General features: G+C 43.5%; 18 protein-coding genes and 1 tRNA gene. 12 read left to right on the top strand and 7 right to left on the bottom strand.

Annotation, left to right across the window (positions count from 1 at the left end; genetic code table 11):
- Window positions 1-699, bottom strand: coding sequence for a queuosine precursor transporter (locus tag L985_RS10040; protein WP_029341956.1), 699 nt, complete (start codon window positions 697-699; stop codon window positions 1-3).
- A 126-nt stretch (window positions 700-825) separates the two neighbouring features.
- Window positions 826-1,308, bottom strand: coding sequence for a GNAT family N-acetyltransferase (locus L985_RS10035; protein WP_047395528.1), 483 nt, complete (start codon window positions 1,306-1,308; stop codon window positions 826-828).
- 204 nt (window positions 1,309-1,512) lie between these two features.
- Here L985_RS10035 and L985_RS10030 point away from each other — a divergent pair, with 204 nt between their 5' ends.
- On the top strand, window positions 1,513-1,827 hold the full coding sequence (locus L985_RS10030; protein ID WP_023468579.1) for a hypothetical protein: 315 nt from the start codon (window positions 1,513-1,515) through the stop codon (window positions 1,825-1,827).
- Window positions 1,828-1,868: 41 nt separating this feature from the next.
- Window positions 1,869-2,660, top strand: coding sequence for a class I SAM-dependent methyltransferase (locus tag L985_RS10025; RefSeq protein WP_231925629.1), 792 nt, complete (start codon window positions 1,869-1,871; stop codon window positions 2,658-2,660).
- A gap of 55 nt (window positions 2,661-2,715) precedes the next feature.
- Here L985_RS10025 and putP read toward each other — a convergent pair whose 3' ends face one another.
- Both putP and L985_RS10015 read right to left on the bottom strand, forming a co-directional pair.
- Window positions 2,716-4,188, bottom strand: coding sequence for a sodium/proline symporter PutP (gene putP, locus L985_RS10020; RefSeq protein WP_047395531.1), 1,473 nt, complete (start codon window positions 4,186-4,188; stop codon window positions 2,716-2,718).
- A gap of 260 nt (window positions 4,189-4,448) precedes the next feature.
- Entirely contained in the window at window positions 4,449-5,624 is a 1,176-nt protein-coding gene (locus tag L985_RS10015; protein ID WP_052169492.1) for a MalY/PatB family protein, read from the bottom strand.
- Between the two features lie 438 nt (window positions 5,625-6,062).
- Here L985_RS10015 and L985_RS10005 point away from each other — a divergent pair.
- The 6 genes from L985_RS10005 (at window position 6,063) to L985_RS09980 (ending at window position 10,781) form a co-directional block, all read left to right on the top strand.
- Window positions 6,063-6,133: transfer RNA gene (locus tag L985_RS10005), tRNA-Thr, on the top strand.
- A gap of 89 nt (window positions 6,134-6,222) precedes the next feature.
- Window positions 6,223-7,110, top strand: coding sequence for a helix-turn-helix domain-containing protein (locus tag L985_RS10000; protein WP_047395535.1), 888 nt, complete (start codon window positions 6,223-6,225; stop codon window positions 7,108-7,110).
- A gap of 13 nt (window positions 7,111-7,123) precedes the next feature.
- Window positions 7,124-8,008, top strand: coding sequence for a helix-turn-helix domain-containing protein (locus L985_RS09995; RefSeq protein ID WP_158513347.1), 885 nt, complete (start codon window positions 7,124-7,126; stop codon window positions 8,006-8,008).
- 83 nt (window positions 8,009-8,091) lie between these two features.
- Window positions 8,092-8,973, top strand: coding sequence for a helix-turn-helix domain-containing protein (locus tag L985_RS09990; protein ID WP_047395538.1), 882 nt, complete (start codon window positions 8,092-8,094; stop codon window positions 8,971-8,973).
- Between the two features lie 37 nt (window positions 8,974-9,010).
- Window positions 9,011-9,877 carry a helix-turn-helix domain-containing protein gene (locus L985_RS09985; protein ID WP_047395541.1) on the top strand — a complete coding sequence of 289 codons (867 nt, stop codon included), beginning with the start codon at window positions 9,011-9,013 and terminating at the stop codon, window positions 9,875-9,877.
- A 28-nt stretch (window positions 9,878-9,905) separates the two neighbouring features.
- Window positions 9,906-10,781 carry a helix-turn-helix domain-containing protein gene (locus L985_RS09980; protein ID WP_047395544.1) on the top strand — a complete coding sequence of 292 codons (876 nt, stop codon included), beginning with the start codon at window positions 9,906-9,908 and terminating at the stop codon, window positions 10,779-10,781.
- Here L985_RS09980 and L985_RS09975 read toward each other — a convergent pair.
- Entirely contained in the window at window positions 10,778-11,407 is a 630-nt protein-coding gene (locus L985_RS09975; RefSeq protein ID WP_047395547.1) for an FMN-dependent NADH-azoreductase, read from the bottom strand. The two genes, L985_RS09980 and L985_RS09975, sit on opposite strands and share 4 nt — an antisense overlap.
- Window positions 11,408-11,552: 145 nt before the next feature.
- Between L985_RS09975 and L985_RS17175 the strand changes: the two genes are divergently transcribed.
- Both L985_RS17175 and L985_RS09970 read left to right on the top strand, forming a co-directional pair.
- Window positions 11,553-11,825, top strand: a complete 273-nt coding sequence (locus L985_RS17175) for a hypothetical protein (RefSeq protein WP_235609830.1) — start codon at window positions 11,553-11,555, stop codon at window positions 11,823-11,825.
- A complete protein-coding gene (locus L985_RS09970; RefSeq protein ID WP_235609829.1) occupies window positions 11,822-13,393 on the top strand; it encodes a putative bifunctional diguanylate cyclase/phosphodiesterase in 1,572 nt (523 codons plus the stop codon). Before L985_RS17175 ends, L985_RS09970 begins: the two co-directional genes overlap by 4 nt.
- 80 nt (window positions 13,394-13,473) lie before the next feature.
- Here the strand turns inward: L985_RS09970 and L985_RS09965 are convergent, their stop codons facing one another.
- The gene (locus L985_RS09965) at window positions 13,474-14,151 is read right to left on the bottom strand and encodes an amino acid ABC transporter permease (protein WP_029341944.1); all 678 of its coding nucleotides are present in this window, start codon (window positions 14,149-14,151) and stop codon (window positions 13,474-13,476) included.
- A 2-nt stretch (window positions 14,152-14,153) separates the two neighbouring features.
- Window positions 14,154-14,996, bottom strand: coding sequence for a transporter substrate-binding domain-containing protein (locus L985_RS09960; protein WP_029341943.1), 843 nt, complete (start codon window positions 14,994-14,996; stop codon window positions 14,154-14,156).
- Between the two features lie 295 nt (window positions 14,997-15,291).
- Here L985_RS09960 and gltB point away from each other — a divergent pair, with 295 nt between their 5' ends.
- Entirely contained in the window at window positions 15,292-19,764 is a 4,473-nt protein-coding gene (gltB, locus tag L985_RS09955; RefSeq protein WP_047395550.1) for a glutamate synthase large subunit, read from the top strand.
- Window positions 19,761-21,227 carry a glutamate synthase subunit beta gene (locus L985_RS09950; RefSeq protein WP_047395553.1) on the top strand — a complete coding sequence of 489 codons (1,467 nt, stop codon included), beginning with the start codon at window positions 19,761-19,763 and terminating at the stop codon, window positions 21,225-21,227. The genes gltB and L985_RS09950 overlap by 4 nt, the downstream gene beginning before the upstream one ends.
- The last annotated feature ends 125 nt before the right edge of the window (window positions 21,228-21,352 follow it).

The raw sequence follows: 21,352 nt of genomic DNA, 5'->3' as shown, positions 1-21,352 counted from the left end.
TCATGCAGCAGCGTCTGTCGATTGTTTCGTTGGGTGGATACGTTTTGCTAAATACATGAATGGTGTCGCGAACCAAGCGACGACGAATTTCGCAAGATACGTCGTAATGAAGATTTGCCACCAGATGGAGAAGGGCATATCGTGAAAGGCAATCGCACAAAACGTCAACGTATCAAGCAATTGACTTAATACGGTTGACCCTGTCGTCCGTAACCAAAGCTTACGTTCGCCTGTCTTCTGACGGATCTTTGAATAGATAAAGACATCGAATAGTTGCGAGACGAGATAAGCGGCAAGACTACCAACAGCAATCCATGGTAAGAGTCCAAACAATAAATGCAAGGAATCGGATGTTTCGAGTGCAGCCTTATCAGCAAGTGGTGTATACAAGAGACTGAACTGCATGAGGACGGTCGTCGTGATCAGGGAGAAGAACCCCATATAGACGCCTTTACGAGCGACCTGTTTTCCGTATTTTTCATTGAGGATGTCTGTCGCTAGATAACAACTGCCATACACGACGTTTCCTAACGTGAAGACGAAACCAAAAATATCGACGGTTTGTGTAACTTGGATGTTTGCAATGATTGTTGCGATGGCAATCCACATCAACAATCCTGTCTTACCAAATAAATAATAACTGAAAATCAATAATCCCATCGTTAAAAAAATGGAAGGGATCCATAACCATTCGTTCATGAGATGTACTCCTTTCTGTTCATACAGATGAAAATTGTACGCTGAAATTCATCAACTGTCAAAGGTGACGAAGAGATGAGGGGCATTAAAAAAAGACCATGAGTTTCATGGTCTTTCGGACGGTCTTTAGCCCATTCGTTGCAGAGAGTACCGACGACGTCTTCCTTTGACGTAATAGTTCTCTGTCGACGTAAAATCATTCGCTTCCAAAATGCGTTTTGCAAACGAAGCGTGTGGTGATTGTTCAAGGACACGCGCGCGTACTTCGTGACGATCTAGTACCCCAGAATACGTCAATGCTTCGGCAACTGCTTGAGTAGCTAGACCCCGACGCGTATAGGGATCAAACACCATGAAGTCGAGTTGGAAGTAGTGACCCATTTTTAAGAGCAGAACCCGCCCTAGGATCGTATCCGCTTCAACGATATCAAAGTAATAATCTTCAGGATAGCTGTGCTCGACGGAATCAAAAGCCCGCTCTTCTCCAAGCTCATGGTCATACCCTTTGATTTCTTGCGGAGTCAGTCCATATGCTTGCTCGCCATACTTCAAGAAATGATCGTACTCAGCTTGATCGACATGACGTAATGTTCGACGTCTTAATTCCATCACAAAATCCTCCCTCATCCCAATTGATGCTTCGTTTACATTATAGCGATACCCTTCGTGCAATTGCAAAAATTAACTGGAATCGATCCGCAGGAAGAAATCTGAAAAAAGTCATTCTGTAATCATCTTGTGATTGTTTTAATTACCTCGGAATATGGTAAAGTAATGATGTAGACAACTGCATACTGGAAGGGGCTGGAAAACGTGTTCACAGAACGTGACGGAATCAAATTGCGTCTAGAGCAAATCGAACGATTGTATTCGGACTTGAATCGTGAAGCGAAACAATTGACGGAACGCTTACGCCAATTAGATGAACAAGGGGATGAAGTTCAACATGATCTTTCCCTTAATAAAGAAGACCGCGATCATTTGAAGTCAAGCATCGATGAGACGCTACAAGCACTCATGAAGCGGACGACGGTCGATGCAAAAGTCGAACAGGAAAAGCAAGAAGATCTGATTTCGAAAAAAGCATTGATTGAAGACATCGAAGGATTATTGAAGAAAAAGAAATGAGCTAGCTCCGGCTAGCTTATTTTTTTATGGAGGAACACATTATGAAACCAACCATTGGACTGACGACATGTCTTCGTCCGACTGACGACGTACATCATCGTGTGAAGCAGTTGTTAGCGGATGAAACGATACATTTTATCTACGTCGTGCGTCAGAAAAAAAGCATAGAACACTTGCAACAGGAGACAGGGTTACCGGTGCTTGTCGTCGATAAACAGCGGCTTGATTTATATCCACTAGGCGAGACGACATCGTTCTTTTTCCATCCTTCAAGTGCGGTGTTTCGCATCAAACAAATTGATGCAGGTGGAGGAGATCCACTAGTTTCAATCGGACGCTTATCGGAAGGGATGCATGTGTTAGATTGTACGCTTGGACTCGGGGCAGATGCGATCGTCATGAGTCATGCCATCGGAGAGCGGGGGCGGATCATCGGTTTAGAGAGCCGGATTGAGACAGCATTTGTCGTCAAGAACGGATTAAAACGGTGGGAAGAATCCTACGAACCGATCAATCAAGCAATGCGACGAATTGAAGTGAAAGTCAAACACCATCTTGCCTATTTGAAAGAATGTCCGGATCATTCTTTTGATGTCATCTACTTTGACCCCATGTTCGAACAGACCGTCGAAGAATCGACGCACCTCGACGCTTTACGAACGCTTGCGAATTATGAAGCCTTATCCGAAGAAGCGATGATGGAGGCGAAGCGTGTGGCACGTCAGCGCATCGTTTTAAAAGCACATTATGAGAGCCCATTATTTGAACGGTTTGGGTTCGAACGAACAAAGCGGAAGTCGTCGAAGTTGCATTATGGTGTGATTGAACTGTAAGTCAAAAAAGACCTCTGCCGATTTTCCGGCAGAGGTCTTACTCGTTATTCGCTGATTATTGAACAGCGTCTTTTAATTCGTCTTCCATCTCTTCAAACGTTTCCTGAACGGCATTGACCGGTTGTTTCGTCATCAAGCTGACAACGACCGTAAAGATCAAGCTTGTGAAGAATCCAGGTACCATTTCGTAAAGCGTCGTACTAAGTCCGAGTTGAACCCAGATGATGACTGTCAAGGCACCTGAGATGATACCAGCCAGTGCACCTTGTTTCGTCATTCGTTTCCAGTAGAGAGAAAGCAAGATGATCGGACCAAAGGCAGAACCGAATCCAGCCCATGCATAACCGACAAGTGCAAGAATCGTCGCTGATGGATTCCAAGCGAGTACACTTGCGATGATCGCAACGACAAGAACGGCAATTCGACCTGTTAAGACGAGTTCTTTATCTGATGCATCTTTTTTCAAGAACGTCTTATAAAAATCTTCTGTCAACGCACTTGAAGTAACAAGCAATTGTGATGAAATCGTCGACATGATTGCTGCAAGAATCGCAGCCATTAAGAATCCTGTGATATACGGGTGGAATAGTACATCCGAGAAACGAATGAAGACTGTTTCCGGATCACCCAGTCCATTGCCTTGTCCTTCGAAATAGGCAATCCCAACAAGACCAGTCATCATCGCACCGATGATTGAGACGAACATCCAACCGATCCCGATACGACGGGCACTTTTTAAATCTTTAACGGAACGAATCGCCATAAAGCGGACGATGATGTGTGGTTGACCGAAGTAACCAAGTCCCCAGGCAAGGAATCCGATGATTCCAAGTGCAGTTGTTCCTTTGAGTGGATCAAACAACGAAGGGTCTAATTTTTCAGCATAGTTGTATGCACCATCGATTCCACCGACGTCCGTTAATGCGACAATCGGTACAAGAACGAGTGCGATGAACATGATACAGCCCTGGACGAAATCGGTCCAACTAACTGCGAGAAAACCGCCAAATAACGTGTAGGCGATTACGACCGCAATCGTCAAGAGCATACCATAGTGGTAATCAAATCCGAATGAACTGACGAACAATTTTCCGCCAGATACGATTCCAGCTGATGTGTAGAACGTGAAGAAAATGATGATGACGAGTGCTGATACAGTACGAAGCACGCGTGATTTGTCTTCAAAACGATTCTCTAAGAAATCAGGAATCGTAATCGAGTCGTTCGCCATTTCCGTATAGAGACGGAAACGTGGTGCGAGTACGATATAGTTTACGTAACATCCAATCAATAAACCGAGTGCGAGCCAAAGGGCTGATACACCTGTTGCATACATGGCGCCGGGAAGTCCCATGAGCATCCATCCACTCATATCCGATGCACCAGCAGAAAGTGCTGTGACACCTGGACCGAGATCGCGTCCGCCTAACATGTAATCTTCTGTATTCGTCGTTCGCTTGTAGGCAAAATAACCGATTGCCAACATGAGAACAAGATACAGGATGATCGAAATCCATTCTTGCGTCATAAAGTTAAATCCTCCAAATGCAATAGTTTTTTCAGCGATCAAGTACGTATTAACCAGTTCGCCAAATGATATGTTCCCCACCTTACAGGGGATAAAACGACTTTGCAAGTCACGTCAATTTCATAAAAAGTGCCGCCACGCCTAGTGCCTTAAGGGGTTGGGACGGTTTTAGTCCCTGTCGAAGTTCATCAATTTAAAATATTCAGAATAATTCAACAAAAAATAAATGACCCTAATGAATTAGGATCATTCGTGTCATGTTAATTTGTCCAAAACCGTTGGTATGCAGCGCTTAAGCGGTCTAGTGCCTGATCTAATTGTGCACGAGGACACCCGATATTTAAACGTTCAAATGTTTCTCCACCAGATCCGAACGAAGAACCATGCGTTAGGGCAATTTTGACCTCCTTGACGAGCCAATCTGCTCGTGTTTTACTATCTAGTTTGAGTGCTTTGAAGTCGATCCACAACAGGAAAGTTGCTTCTGGAATGACAACGTCTAATTTTGGCATCTCTTGGCGAATCCGACGAATGGCGTGGTCACGATTTCCTTCTAAATAAACAAGTAATTGTGAAAGCCATTGTTCACTCGCAACATCACCATACGCTGCTGTAATCGCAGTCGAAGCTAATGCATTCGGGTGAACGAAATGACGTTGCTGGATACGCTCGATCTGTTGTCGAATCGAAATGTCAGATACGATCAAATACGACGCGTATAGACCCGGAATATTGAACGTTTTGGATGGTGCACTCACTAAAATGAGTTTTTCATAATCCAAACCAAGAATAGGCGTGTGGACGGAACCTGTATAGACGAGGTCCGCATGAATCTCATCGGATACAAGGTAAACATCATGGCGCTTCGCGAGTTCGACGATTTGTTGTAATTCTTCTTTCGGATAGACTTTACCACTTGGATTATGCGGGCTACAGAGAATCATCATACGTGCTGTTCGCATTTGTCGTTCGAGAAGTGGAAAGTCGGTCTGGTACGTCTCACCGTCTAAAAGAAGCGGACTTTCAATGAGTTGTCGTTGATTAGACTGAATGATTTGATGAAATGGAGGATAGACCGGTGTTTGGATGATGATTTCATCACTTGGTTCAGTCAATGCTAGGACAGTATGCGCAAGTCCAGGAACGACACCGCTTGAATAAAGAATGGAATCAGTAGTGATTGATACGTCATACCGCTTTTGAAACCAATGCTGAATCGCTCGTTTTGCTTCGTCTTCAAACATCGAGTAACCGAAATGACCTGTAGCTGCACGTCTTGTCAATCGTTCTGTCAAATGGTGTGGTGGACGGACGTCCATGTCGGCAACCCACATCGGAATCAGCTCATCTGATCCATACAGCGAAGGGAGCCCGTCCCACTTGACGGATCCTGTATTTCGTTTCTCGATCGTTTCATCGAAATTGATTTGTTCCATCAGACTTCACTCCTGTTCTTCAATAATTGAATGACTCCATTTCACCATAGCGGATAGGGAGAGAGTGGGGCAAGTCGAAAAAATAAAGGTTTAACTTTTATTCGATAAGGAAATTACTAAACTCGAACCTACCATAACGGAACGGAGTGATGATCATGTTGCATTCTAAAGTAGTCGTCGGGCGATCGCCTGAAGAATTAGAGGAAAGACTAAATGACTTTTTTGAAAATAATGGGGTCGGATCGAACGCCATCATTACATTAAAATTTTCAACATTCGTTGCGTCTAAAGCGGATGAACATTATTCAGTTTTAGTCGTTTATGATAACTCGCTAACGAAAACTACATTGTAAATTAGTGACAAGAAGTTGAGCTGAAAAAGCATCGACTTCTTGTTTTGTCTTTTTCTATAAGTTATACTAGAATCAGGTTTTGCAAGCTTCCGTAGGTTAATGGCAGACCTCAGCAATGGTAATGCTGCAGTGCGAGTTCGATTCTCGCCGGAAGCATAGTCACGTCTTCCGTCTCAAGTGATATATACTTGAAACGGAAGACTTTTTTCATGAGTTCGATATTTTTGATTTGAGGAGTGACCTCCATGCATCCAGTCATTCAATCTGTTGGTGATAAGATCAAGCAAGAACGAAAAAAACAAGGAATGACACAAAAAGCACTTTGTGAGGGAATTTGTAGTCAGGCTGAAATCAGTAAAATCGAAAATGGTCGAAATTCCCCAACGATTGATTTGTTACAGCAGATTTGTCGAAGACTACGCATCCCGATTTCATTGTTTTTTGAAGATGAAATCGTCTCGCAAAAATTAAATGAAATAGACCAACGAATGATTCGGCATTTACGTGAAAAAACTTACTCAGATATGGCAAAAGACTTAGCGATATATGAGAAAGTCAACAATGCGGTCGAAACTCAAATTTTAATTCGCTACCATCAAGAATTACTAGAATATGAAAGAGGAAATATTGATTTTCGGACATGTATCGCTTCCTTATTACAAGTTGTCAGACAGGAACAGGTCAAAGAAAAATCATTTCTTCTCTATACACGAATTCAGATGGTGATTGCTGTTCTGTATACGAACCACGAAGAATATAGTCGTGCCCATCAAATTTATAAGGAACTATTAGACTTACCTTATCAAACAAGAGAGTATAAAAAAATCCGAATGAAAATCATGTATAATTTTATACGTAATTTAGTAGAGTTTGAACGATTCGAAGAAGGGCTTCAGGAAGTTGAGAAGGTCATTGAAGAGACAAAACAATTACAGGATTTAACGTATCTTGGACAGTTTTATTTTCAAAAAGGAATTTTATTAGAGGCGTTACAAGCATCTGAATCAGAAACAAAGGAAGCATATACGACCGCTTATTCCTTTTTCATTGCTACTCAGAATCACTCTTATCTAAAAATCCTTGAAACCTATTTTTCCGAACACCTCTTATTTCCGATTAATGAAAGTGAGTGAATAAACGATGGAGATGAATACTTTAACTTCATCGATTGGCACAAAAATTAAACAATTTCGTATCGAAAAGCAAATGACCCAAAAAGAACTATGCGCTGATTTATGTAGCCAAGCTGAAATCAGTAAAATCGAGAACGGCTTAAATTCACCGACCGTTGATTTATTACAGCAACTGGCTATAAGACTGCAAGTTCCCATTTCTCTGTTGTTTCAAGAACATAGCGATGAGGAAAAGTTCTTTCAACTAGATCGATTCTTATCTGATTTGCTTCGAGAAGAGAAATATAAAGAGGCGTTAGAGCGAATTCACCAGCAAGAAAAGGTTAGCATCGTCGAAATCGACATTTTAAAAAGCTATATCAAAACGATCATTGAACTAAAGAAAAATCAAATCGATTTTCGAACAGCTGCAAGTCTGCTCAGCAACTTGTTGATTGAAAAGGAAGTGCAATTTCAGTCTATTGATTTGTTCATTCGAATCAAAATGGCGATTGCGAATATGTATTCAGAACAGGATCTATTTCATTTGACGGAATTCGTGTATCAGGAATTAGAAAATGAAATCGAAGTTTTTCAGTCAACTACTCATCTAAATGCACTCTTGAAAATTTACTTTAATCATTGTCAGATTCTTGAGTATCAAGGGAAGTCTAAGGAAAGTATCGTCATCGCCAAAAAAGGATATGAGTTATGCTTGAAATATAATCATACATTTCTATTCGGTCATTTTTATTATCAACTCGCTCACTATGATGAATATTCAGGTGAGAAAAAAAAGTCACTCCAAAAACAGTATTCAGTCGCCTATGCACTATTTCATGCATTTGAGCACGACGTGAGGAAAGAGATGATTCTTCGCATGAAGGAACCGTATATGTTGTTCACCTTTGAGTATTAATAAAAAGGATACGTGACCTTCTTGGTAAACAAGAAGGTTTTTTCATGAAAAGTACAACTCGTTTATTTTAAAGAGGTGATTAGATGAAGGACGAACATCCAATTGGTAAAAAACTAAAATTTTTTCGCCAATTGAATGGCTTATCGCAAAAAGAACTGAGTGCAGGGATTTGTAGTCAAGCTGAAATTAGTAAGATCGAGAACGGGAAGACGATGCCGACTGTGGAATTATTACAACTCATCGCAACAGTACTTCGTGTTCCTATATCAGAACTATTAAAGAGCGATTCTGAACATCAATTGGAGCAGGTAAATATCCTTGATCAAAAACTTAGTACCTTACTACGCGAGAATGCTTTTGATGAATGTTTTCATGAAATGAAAAAAATCTCAGTAAGTGAGTCTTCTGATGAAATAAGACGATTAATGATCTACTATGAAATTGTGATTGCATATCGAAAAAAACAAGTTGATTATCGAACGACCTCCGTTTTATTTACGCGATGGATGGACCAAGAGGATTTATGGGTGAAAGATCCGGTGCTTTACTTTCGAATCAAGATGGCATTATCCATTTTATATGCGGAATGTGGACAGTACCAACAGGCAGAAAAAATATATGATGACGTGCTGCGCATCACTACAGAAATCAGCGGTCTAAAGAGTGAACGACTAAAGATCCTTTATAACTATGCAAAATTATTATATAAAATGAATCAGTTTCAAAAGGGTCTTCGTATCATCGAGGAAGGCATACAGCTCAGTCGACAATTGAGACAGACTTCCTATTTAGCGCACTTGTATTATCAACGTGGCGAGTTTCATGAACGGATGGATACGGATTTTATGCAGATGAAACAGGATTATACGATGGCGTATGAATTATTTTCTGCTTTTCAGATGAAACAATACGCTACCATCGTTCTAAGGACGAAACGTTCTTTTCTACAATCTGTACTGGACTAAGATTACTACAAAAAAATACAAGAAAGGGGAAGGAAGGTTGCGTATCGAGTCATTTGGTAAACAAATAAAACAACTACGAATCGAAAAAAATTTAACACAAAAAGAATTGGCAAAAGATGTATGTAGCCAGGCGGAGTTAAGTAAGATTGAAAATGGAAAAATAATTCCAAACATCGATCTTGTTCAAGGTTTGTCTCAAAAATTACATATTTCAATGGGACAAATCTTCATCGATTCAAATGAAGTAAAGCTATTTCATGACTATGACGTACAACTGTCGGACTTTTCTAGGCAACGTCGTTATGATGAAATGCTAGAATTTATGAAACGTTTACCACCTAGTCTTCCTCCTTCCGTTCAATTATTGATTCATTATTTTGAATGGGTTGCTCGCGAAGGTAAAAAAGATATCGATTACCGGACATGTATCTCCCAATTGCTTCGCTTATCGGATGAACATCAAATGGAAATAGAGTATCCTGTTCTTTATTTACGTATTCGAATGTCGGTCGCGAACTATTATTACTTGAACGGTCAATATCCATATGCGCGAAAAATATATGAAGGGTTATTATCGTATGATTATTCGACACATGCACTTAAAAAATTACAGTGTAAAATCATATATAATCATGCGCAACAGTTGTATTTTCAAAATGACTTTAAAACAGGACTACAGGTTGCTGAACAAGGGATTTGTTTATCCATCGAACGAAAAGATATAGCGATGTTAGGACATTTCTTTTATCAAAGAGGATGTTTCTATGAAGAATTGAATTATCGAAAGTGTGATATCCGTGATGCGTTTACTCATGCCTATTCTCTTTTTACTGCCTTTGGCAATGAGAATCATGCCGCGTTAGTCTTGAAAGGTAAAAAACAATTTCTCCACTTTCAAATGTGATGATGGAAGTGAAAGAAAGGAAGATATAATGGATCACTTACCCGTCTCGATTGGTTATGAAATCAAGAGAATTCGAAAAGAAAAAAAGATTACACAATCAGAATTGTGTGAAGGTATTTGTAGCCAAGCTGAAATTAGTAAAATCGAAAATGGTAAAAACTCACCCACCATCGATTTGCTACAACAAGTCGCAAAACGATTAAAGGTACCATTGTCGATGTTGTTTCAAGATCATTTACGAAGTGATGTTTTTCAATCGTATGACAAGCAATTAGGAGAACTATTGCGCACTATTCAATACGTCGATGCTTTAAAGATGATCGAACATATTCTTTCAACAGTAGATTTTGAGGAAGTTCGTGACTTAGCAGCATATTATCAAGTCATCGTTCAAGAAAAAAGTGGCCAACTTCACTACCAAAAAGCCATTCAATCGCTCGAACGATTACTCAAGAAAGAACACCTTTGGTTTGAATCAGCTACTCTGTATTTAAGAATTCAGATGGCGATAGCAAATTTGTATGTTGAACATGGTGACTTCGATTTAGCGGAGGCTATCTTTCAAACATTGATTCATTCGAATTATCCATCCGTTGAATTGAAAAAAGTTCGAATCAAGATTTTATATAATTATGGACAACAACTATTAATGCAAAAAAAATACCTTGCCGGTCTAAAAATCACCGAACAAGGTATTCAAGAGAGTCTTCAAATAGAAGATGGTCATTTTTTAGGTCACTTTTATTATCAGCGAGGATATTTCACTCAACAACTGAATGGCGATCTTTCAGCTATCCAACGCGATTTTACGATGGCCTATTCCGTCTTTCGAGCATTTAATATGCCACTTCATGAAAAAATACTTCTGGAAGAACATGCAGAGTACGTTCTCTTCCCCACTTAAAACTCACGACCGAATTGTCGGCACTCTTGAAGCGCTTGATTGATTAATTCAGAGGCACGTTCCGGGTATTGCTGATGTCCTTCGAGAATGACAGTCGATACATCTTCAATGCCAAAGAATGCTAATAAATCGAGCATGTAGCGAACAGAATGCTCACTCGATGCTTTCTCTTTCGTCGAATAATCACCACCACGTGAATGAATCAACAGCACTTGTTTGTCTTCAACAAGCCCAATCGAACCTTCTGCCGTATAACGAAACGTTTGACCAGCTTGGGCAAGGTAATCCATATAATTGTGCAGTGGTGCCGGAACCGTCAAGTTCCACATCGGAAATGAGAAGACGACCTTATCGGCGTCTAAAAACCCGTTTAAATACTCTTGAAGTCGCTGAGCATGAGTCGCATCCTCTCCAGTCAATTCTTCGCCTTTAAAGAGACGACCTGCTGCGCTCGCAAGTTTCAAATCGAAAAAGGGAAGACGTTCTTCAAATAAATTCAAAACCGTAACTGCATCATCCGGATGTGATTCGCGATACGCGTTCAAAAAGGCATCGTTCAATTCAGAGCTAATGCCTTTTTTTTGATGTGTGCTATCGTTCGCTTCAATGAATAGTAAGTGTGACATAAACATTACTCCTTTCTATACTTATCTATTCCCATTCCGCTCAAAATCATGACTTCCCATTATTTTATTATTTTTAGAAAATTCAGGTTTTATTTTGGTTCTGATAAGGAAAATAAACGACAGGAACTAGAAAGAGGGGATGGCGGTGAATACACAGCGACGTTCTTCCAATAGTCTGCAATATCATCGAGAAATTCGGGCAAATTATCAGTTGTTCGGGATGATCATTTTTGTGTTGACGAGTTGTGGTGCCGTTTTATACATCGTGGCGAATACATTTAGTCGCTCCGGTTTAGATGGTGACGATTGGGTGCGAGCGACCGTCATTGCAAGTGCTGGAATCGCGCAGTATTTCATCGGTAAAAGCTCGTTGTCAGATCGTTTAAAACCCCATATGATGTCGAGTATTTTTTATTGATTCCTTATATTTATTATCCATTCATTGATCGAGGTGTTCAGTCCGTTTGGGCATGCGCATTACTGTTTATTTTAGCGTCTCTCGTCGTTATTAACCGAACGATGTTGTTATACGCGACGAGCATCACGACGCTCTCTCTCCTCTATATTTGGTATCAGACTCCCTCACTAGAGGGTGTTACGCTGTTTGCATCCGATCATATTGCGCGAATTGGACTTATCTTGATTGCGACGATCATAAGTTTATTGATCCATAATCAATACGTCACTCGTCTTGAGCGTAATATTGACTACTTAGCCCGTTTACAAGAACAAGCATTTACGGATTCTGTGACAGGTTTGTCAAACCGTTCTTCTTTTGTCATAGAAGTGGACAAGAAGAAGCGAGAAGGCGACATGATTTGTCTGGTTGATCTGGATGATTTTAAAACCGTCAATGATGCTTTTGGTTACCGGACAGGTGACCGCACTTTGCATATCATTGGTCGTCGGTTGATGAATCGCTTTCCGGATTGTACGATTGCGAAAGCGAGTGGAAGTGCTTTTTTACTACATGCACCAAACCATTACGATGCGCGAACTCTTTGTGACGATATATTATCGAGTGTATCAGAGCGCGTCCAAATTGATTTTAAACAGATTAACGTCACTGCAAGTATCGGTGTTTCCTATGTGAATGACGAAACGACGGACCATGTCATTAATGATGCGGAGATTGCCTTGTTAACTGCTAAATCTAATCGGAAAAATACGTATGCGATTACAGATTTAGCGACACAAAATGAACGAAAGCGGGCGCTTCAGTTAACACGCGACTTGTACGATGCAGAACTGGATCGCGACTTTTTTATTTTATTTCAACCTCAGGTCAATGCACGAACTCGTCAAATTACAGGAGTCGAAGCATTAATTCGATGGAATCATCCGGAATATGGTCTTGTTCCACCAAACGAGTTCATTCCACTCGCGGAGCGGACACGTTTCATTGAGACATTAGGAGTTTGGGTCATGCGTCAAGCTTGTTTCCAAGGAAAAGCATGGTTGGAAGAAGGCAAGGAGCCGTTAACAATTTCTGTGAATGTCTCGCCGTGGGAATTACGCCAATCTGATTTTACGGATCGCGTATTGGCGATCTTAAAACAGTCTGGCTTTCCTCCGTCATTACTCGAAATCGAAATGACAGAACACATCTTCATTGAAGGAACAGAGCAAATCATCGAGACATTAAACGCACTCCATTTGTATGGGATCCGGATTGCGCTCGATGACTTCGGAACGGGCTTTTCATCGATGCAATCCTTAGTGGAGTTACCGTTCGATCAATTGAAGATTCCAAAAGAAATCGTTCAAGAAGCCATTCATTCTGAGAAGAAACGAGCGATGATCGAAACGATCATTCAGTTAGGGAAGCGATTAGATATGACAATCGTAGCTGAAGGGATTGAATTAGAAGAAGAGGCGGCATTGCTCGAGAGATTAGGGTGTCATACATTGCAAGGATATCTCTTCCATCGCCCGTTACAACCAAGACAATTAGAACACTTTTTAACGATGTATCGAGAAGGCTGACGATATGATATATCAAAAAAGAAAGTAAACAGGCGGTGGACTATGTCCATCGCCTGTTCGTATAACTGTTTATTAATGAATCACAGATACCGCGCAAAACGTCGTTCGAGAATCTCTTGAATGACTGCGATACAAGAACAGATACCCCAGTAAATGAACGCAACAACAAAATACACGGTCATATAATCGAATTCGCGCCCACCAACAATTTTTGCTTTTTGAAAAATCTCAGGAACTGTAATCATGGCAGCAAGCGATGAAGCTTTAACCAGATCAAGCAAGACGTTTGAAAGCGGTGGGATAGCAATTCGAATCGCTTGTGGCAAAATGATGCCAACAAATGTCCGGTATCTGGATAAACCGAGTGACGCCGCCGCCTCTTCCTGACCACGATCAATCGATAGCAAGGAAGAACGAATGATCTCCGCCATGTACGCAGCACTGTTCAAACTAAAACCGGTAATTGCTGCGGTTAACGCGTTCAATTGAATATTGATGACCGGCAGCCCAAAATACAACATGAACAGCAATACGAGAATCGGGACACCTCGCATGAACGAGATGTAGGCGCTAGCTCCGATACGTAAAAGTCGAAGGCGAGACAGACGACAAAGGGCAAGGATTAACCCGATTCCGAGACCGATGGCCATGCTAAGCAAGGAAATCCATAACGTCTGCCCTAGTCCACTCAAAATATAAGGAAACGATTCGACCGCCAATTCCGGATTGAAGACGGACCGCCAATCAATCGAAGACATCGTTACTTCACATCGACGATCGTCGTTTTGACGTCAGGCATTTGGGAGACATCTTTTCCGGCATAGAATTGCTTGGAAATTTCCTTTAACGTGCCGTCTTCCTTCATCTTATCGAGTTGTTCGTTAATATTGGATTGAAGTTCCTTGTTATCTAAATCCATGATTAAACCAACCTGACTTGGATTATAAGCGATATCAGGATGAATCGTAATATCAAAGTCCTTGAAGAAATCGACAGCGAGTGTTTGCAAGTAATAATCATTCAAGATGACGTCTGTGCGACCATTTGAGACATCTCGAAGATATTGATCGTTCGTCGCGTTATCGTAAGTGACTTCTTTTGCACCGTATTTTTTAGCAATCTGCATATACGTCGTTGTTGCTTCTCCGGCAGCTTTTTTTCCTTTTAGATCTTCGAGAGATTTGATGCCTGACAAATCACTTTTACGGACGATTGCCGTACCATACGTATATTTATATGGTTTTGAGAACGCAAATTTTTCTTTACGATCATCGGTGATCGTAATGTCGTTAGCGGCAAGATCGACTTGACCTGTATTGACGCTTGTCAACATACCGTCGAATGACATCTCTTTGAATTTCACTTTCAAATCAAGGCGTTTTGCTACTTCTTTAACGACTTCGACGTCAAATCCAGTCAACTTATTGTTCTTCTCTTCATGATAAGATGTCGGATAAAGTGTACCAGCTGTAGCGACGACGATCGTTCCTTCTTTTTGAATCTTGTCATATGCGGTTGCTTTTTCCTCTTGCTGACCACATGCGCTTAATAAGATCGAGCTTCCTGCGATCAAGAGACCCGTAAATTGCATTGTTTTTTTCATCGTATTATTCCTCTCTTTATTTCCATGATCAAATAACTCTATTCATAGTTAAAAATACCACGGAATCATATGTTCGGGCAAAGTAATACGCGCACAAAGTGTAGAAATCAGCCAAAAAAAATATTGAATGAATATCCAAGTTTGTGTAAGCGTTATCAATGTTGATATATGGTAATTATGGCTTCAGAGGTTGCGCGAAATGGTGATTATGCATAGTAGCGAATAAACATAAAAGAGTGTAAAGTATAATTTAACTGAATATACAGAAAATTAAGAAGGCAAGGAGAGTGCTACTATGACATTTCATCAATACCCTGAACAGCAGGGATTATACGACCCTCGTATGGAACATGATGCGTGCGGGATCGGGGTTTACGCACATCAAACAGGACGAGCGAGTCATGAAATCGTTGAACATGCATTGGCCATGCTTTGTCAAATGGAACACCGTGGTGGACAAGGAAGCGATGCGAAGACGGGAGACGGAGCGGGTATTTTAACGCAATTACCAGATCGGTTGTTTCGTGAAACAGTTCGTCACATTTCCTTCCCTAAAAAAGGGGATTATGGCGTTTTCATGATGTTCTTACCACGTGAGGAACGGGAACGGATGCGACTCGAGCGAACGTTAGAGTCAATCATTTTGACGGAAGGACAAGACGTATTGGGATGGCGAACCGTACCTGTTCAGTCCGAAGTGCTTGGATCGGGTGCACGCAGCACGGAGCCAGTCATTCGTCAATGCTTCATTGGTGCACAGGCGATGGAAGGATTGACATTCGAACGAACGCTCTTTTTGATTCGACGAGCGTTTGAGCGTGAATCAGAACAACTCGGTCTTGAACAATACGTCCTCAGTAGCTCAAGTGAAACAATCGTTTACAAAGGACTTGTGACGACGGATCAATTGCGCGCGTATTTCGATGACTTACGAGACGAGCGCTATCAATCAGGATTTGGTATCGTGCATTCGCGTTTTAGTACGAATACGTTCCCAAGCTGGAAACGTGCCCATCCGAACCGTTATTTGATTCACAATGGCGAAATCAATACATTACAAGGGAACATCCGGGCAATGCGCGGTCGCGAACGTCGACTGGCTGAGACGACATACGGCAATCGGGCAGAAGAAGTGTTACCGATTCTAGATGAGACGGGTAGCGACTCATCTATGCTTGATAATGCGTTTGAGTTTCTTCATCTGTCAGGTCTATCGCTTGCTGAGACAGCACTGATGCTCGTACCGGAACCATTCGAACATGCCGAAATCAGACCGGCGAAGCGCGCGTATTATGAGTACCACAGCAGCATGATGGAACCATGGGATGGTCCGTCTGCCATCGTCTTTACGAACGGGAAACAGATTGGTGCGACGCTTGACCGAAATGGTCTACGCCCGGCGCGATATGTTCTATTACGCGATGGTCACTTCATGTTGTCGTCAGAAGCAGGAGTACTCCCTCTTCGTGAACAAGACATTCTGTACAAAAAACGATTAGCACCGGGTGAACTGCTTTTACTCGATTTTGCGTCCGGTCAGTTGATTGCAGATGAAGAAATCAAGCGGGAGCTAGCGACACGGCACCCCTACGCGGAGTGGCTCGCTCAAGAAGTCGTGTCCCTCTCAAGTAACGACTTTAAGGAAACGCTCGTCGATCTTGGTACGAAACAACGACACTTCGGGTATACCCGTGAAGATATCGATCAATACCTGATACCGCTCGTCGAAGAACAAAAGGATCCGTTAGGCGCGATGGGGACGGATATACCGCTAGCAGTCTTAAGTGAACGCCCTCAATCCTTGTTCCGTTATTTCAAACAGCTGTTCGCTCAAGTCACGAATCCACCGATCGACGCGTTACGCGAAGAGATCGTCACCTCGACGCTAACATGGTTAGGTCGACAAGGGGAGCTGCTGACGCCGAACCGTGCGAACTGTCGTCGTGTTCGCTTAGAGACGCCGATTCTAAGACCAGACGAAGCCCATGCGCTCAAACATTGTGGGCTCAAGCAAAAAACGATTTCGGCGACGTTCACCGATTCACTTGAAGAAGCGCTTGGCATGATCGTTGATGAGGCTGTAACCGCTGCACGAAACGGATATGAATTATTGACGTTATCGGATCGCCTCGTACGCCCTGGCACATTGCCGATGCCAATCCTCTTAGTGACGAGTGCGATTCATCATGCTCTGATCCGTAAGGGATTACGTACAAATCTCAGCTTAATCGTTGAAGGTGGAGAAATTCGTGAAGTCCACCATGTCGCGACGTTGATCGGATACGGAGCGGATGCGATTTATCCGTACCTGGCGTATGCGACGCTTGAAGAAGCGGTAGGGGATCGTTTTATGGATGTAGACAAACGTTACCAAAAAGCAGTTACGGAAGGCGTCGTCAAAGTCATGTCGAAGATGGGCATTTCGACGGTCTTCAGCTACCGGGGGGCGCAAATCTTTGAAGCAGTCGGAATCGACCGCGCCGTCATCGAGCAGCATTTCACTGGTACGGTCTCTCAATTGAGCGGGATGACGCTTGAACTGATGGAAGAAGAAGTCCGACGAGCACAACTGATTGCTGGCGATCGAATTCATCTGGAGTCCGGCAGTGTCTTCCGGTATCGTCAAGCAGGAGAACATCATGCCTTTAACCCAGCAACGATTCATTTGTTGCAACACGCATGCCGGACGAATGATTACCGACTCTATCAAAAGTATGCACAACGCATTCAGGAGGAACCGGCAACGGTGCTACGACATCTGTTGACATTCAAGGAGACGACGGCAATCCCAATCGAAGAAGTCGAGCCTGTCAGCGAAATCGTCAAGTACTTTAAGACGGGTGCGATGTCATACGGCTCTTTATCAAAAGAAGCGCACGAGACGCTTGCGATCGCGATGAACCGCTTAGGTGGTAAAAGTAATAGTGGTGAAGGCGGTGAAGAGGAGGAACGATACGAGCGCGATGAAAATGGTGACTTCCGGATGAGTCGGATCAAACAGATCGCTTCTGGTCGTTTTGGGGTGACGAGTCATTACCTCGTTCACGCGGACGAATTACAAATCAAGGTGGCACAAGGTGCGAAACCTGGTGAAGGCGGTCAATTACCTGGTGAAAAGGTCTATCCGTGGATCGCGCGAGTGCGTGCATCGACACCGGGTGTTGGATTGATTTCCCCACCTCCACATCACGATATCTATTCGATTGAAGATTTGGCACAGTTGATTCATGACTTAAAACGTGCGAACGATCAAGCTCGGATTAGCGTCAAACTTGTCGCAAAAGGTGGCGTTGGAACGATTGCGGCTGGAGTTGCGAAGGGGCTTGCAGATGTCATCGTCATCAGTGGACATGACGGAGGTACAGGCGCCTCGCCGAAGACGAGTATTCAACATGCCGGACTACCATGGGAACTTGGTCTAGCTGAGACCCATCAAACCTTGACATTAAACGGGTTACGCGAGCGTGTCGTTCTTGAAACCGATGGAAAGCTATTGACCGGTCGCGACGTCATCCTCGCTGCGATGTTAGGAGCGAATGAGTATGGTTTTGCGACAGCACCGCTCATTGCCGTCGGATGTATCATGATGCGTGCGTGTCATCTCGATACGTGTCCTGTTGGTGTTGCGACACAGGATCCAGAGCTCCGTAAGAAATTCACAGGATCTGCCGATGACGTCGTCCATTTCATGACGTTCATCGCTGAGGAAGTACGAGAACATTTAGCGAAACTCGGTGTAAGACGACTGCAAGATCTTGTAGGTCGGACGGATTTACTCGAACCATCGGAGCGACAACGGACGCATTGGAAAGCGAAGAGTCTTGATTTTTCGCGTCTCCTCGTCCATGTGACACACGGTCCGGCTGAACAACAACAGCATCATGTCGAGCGTTCCTTTGACGCTCGTGAAATCTCGCCGTATTTAGAGGCGGCAGATTTCAGTCAGCCTCAGACGCTACGGTTAACGATTCAAAATACAGACCGGGCGATCGGAACGCAGACAGGTGCTATGCTGACCAGACGGTTTGGGGCACTGGGTCTTCCGACGGATCGATTGAAACTCGAACTAAATGGATCTGCCGGACAAAGTTTAGGCGCTTATTTACCACGTGGCATAACGCTTGATGTTACGGGAGAAGCGAATGATTACGTTGGGAAAGGATTGTCCGGAGGTATCATCGCCGTTCATCCGCCACGTTCGATTTCGTTCGTTTCGTCCGATCAAGCGATCATCGGTAACGTTGCGCTTTACGGAGCGACGAGTGGAGAACTCTATGTTAACGGTCAAGCAGGTGAGCGATTTGCCGTTCGAAATAGTGGAGCCGTCGCCGTCGTTGAAGGAATCGGCAACCATGGACTCGAGTATATGACCGGTGGATCCGTCGTCGTCCTTGGAGATGTCGGGAAAAACTTTGCTGCTGGTATGTCAGGTGGTGTCGCCTATGTCTTGCCGCGTAATCCTGAACAATTTTTACAGCGCGTCAACCGCGAACTCGTCACGACGGGACCTGTCACGCATGTCGAAGAGATTGCGCGACTGAAGACGTTCATCGAACGTCACGTCGCACGGACGGGAAGTGAACAGGGCGATGCGATTCTGGCGAACTGGGATCATGTCATTCATTCGTTCATCCGCGTCATTCCTTCGACGTATGAGAAAGTGACGACGTTGATGGCTGATTTCGCAAAACAAGGACACAACACCGAAGAAGCGATGTTGCTCGCATTCGAGACACATCTAGGGCGCAGAACAGGAGGGGTACGATGAAACGACGCGATCAATTCATGACAGTTGCTCGTTCGGGTGGGACGGAACGACATCCAAACGAACGGGTGGGTGATTATAAAGAATATAAGACGGCTTTGACGGAAGCAGAAGCGAGTCAACAAGCAAGTCGATGTATGGATTGTGGCACCCCGTTTTGCCATGTAGGGGAAGTATTTGATCAAGTGAAGATTGGTTGTCCAGTCTATAACTTGATTCCAGAATGGAACTTGCTCGTAGAAGAAGGACGTTTTCAAGAGGCACTGGATCGCCTTCTTGAGACTAACAATTTCCCGGAATTCACGGGTCGCGTCTGCCCAGCGCCATGTGAAGGATCGTGTACGTTGTCGATTCATGAACCCGCGGTCGCGATCAAAGATATCGAACGGACGATCATCGACATCGGCTTTGAAAAAGGATGGGTCGTGCCCCGAATTCCAGCAAGACGATCGACACGCTCGATTGCCATCGTTGGATCTGGTCCTGCCGGTCTTGCGGCTGCCGATCAGCTGAATCAAGCCGGTCACCAAGTGACGGTCTTTGAGCGGGAAGATCGGATTGGCGGATTACTCACGTACGGTATACCAGCCATGAAACTCGATAAAGAGGTCGTACAGCGCCGTGTTGATTTGCTTGAAGCGGAAGGGATTCACTTCCGGACGAACGTCACGATCGGCGCAGATATCACTCTCGAGACACTTGAAGCGGAGTATGACGCGGTGATCTTATGTGTCGGTGCGACGGAACCGCGCAAATTAACGGAAGCGCCAACGCGTGGAGTCGGTTATGCGATGGATTATTTGACAGGGGTGACACGTCACGTGCTCTCGCAAGAACCGTTGTCTCCTGATCACGATGCAAAAGATAAAGATATTCTCGTCATCGGTGGAGGCGATACAGGAGCGGACTGTGTGGCAACAGCACTCCGTCAACGCTGTCGCTCCGTCGTCCAATTCGGTAAACATGAACAACCAGGTACGACGCGTGCGACAGGAAATATGTGGCCGGATACACCGTCACTCTACTCAATCGATTATGGGTATGCAGAAGCTTTTCAACAATTCGGTCGGGATCCTCGTGAATACTTGATCGCCATCAAGCGATTCACAACAAGTGAATCGGGTCAAGTCACCGGTGTCTGGACGATTCAGACGACGAAAACAAAAAATGAATCGGGTGCAGTGATCTTTGAGGAAATCGAAGGGAGCGATCGTTACTTCCCAGTCGATCAAGTCTGGATCGCCATTGGATTCAGTGGTGTCGAAGAGAATGTACTCGAACATTTAGCGGTCGCCTCGGAACGCGGGAAAATCAAGACGACGCGTTACGCGACGAACCGACCAGGCGTATTTGCTGCAGGTGACGCAAGACGTGGTCAATCATTGATCGTCTGGGCGATTCGCGAAGGTCGTGAAGTAGCGGAAGCTGTCGGACACTATTTAAAAGCAATGCAACAAACAGGCTAAATCACATCGTCTGGATTTCTGGCATCATCAGAAATCCAGGCTTTTTTGTGTTTGGCAAAGAAATCTGCCAGTTCAAAAATAACTATTGATTTTGTTTCAAGGTGAAACACCGAAAATATTTCTGC

It is taken from the genome of Exiguobacterium sp. ZWU0009 (genome assembly GCF_000798935.2).
Classification (GTDB): Bacteria; Bacillota; Bacilli; order Exiguobacteriales; family Exiguobacteriaceae; genus Exiguobacterium_A; species Exiguobacterium_A acetylicum.
The sequence above is the reverse complement of the archived record's forward strand: the minus strand, read 5'-3'. Positions and strand labels throughout refer to the sequence as shown.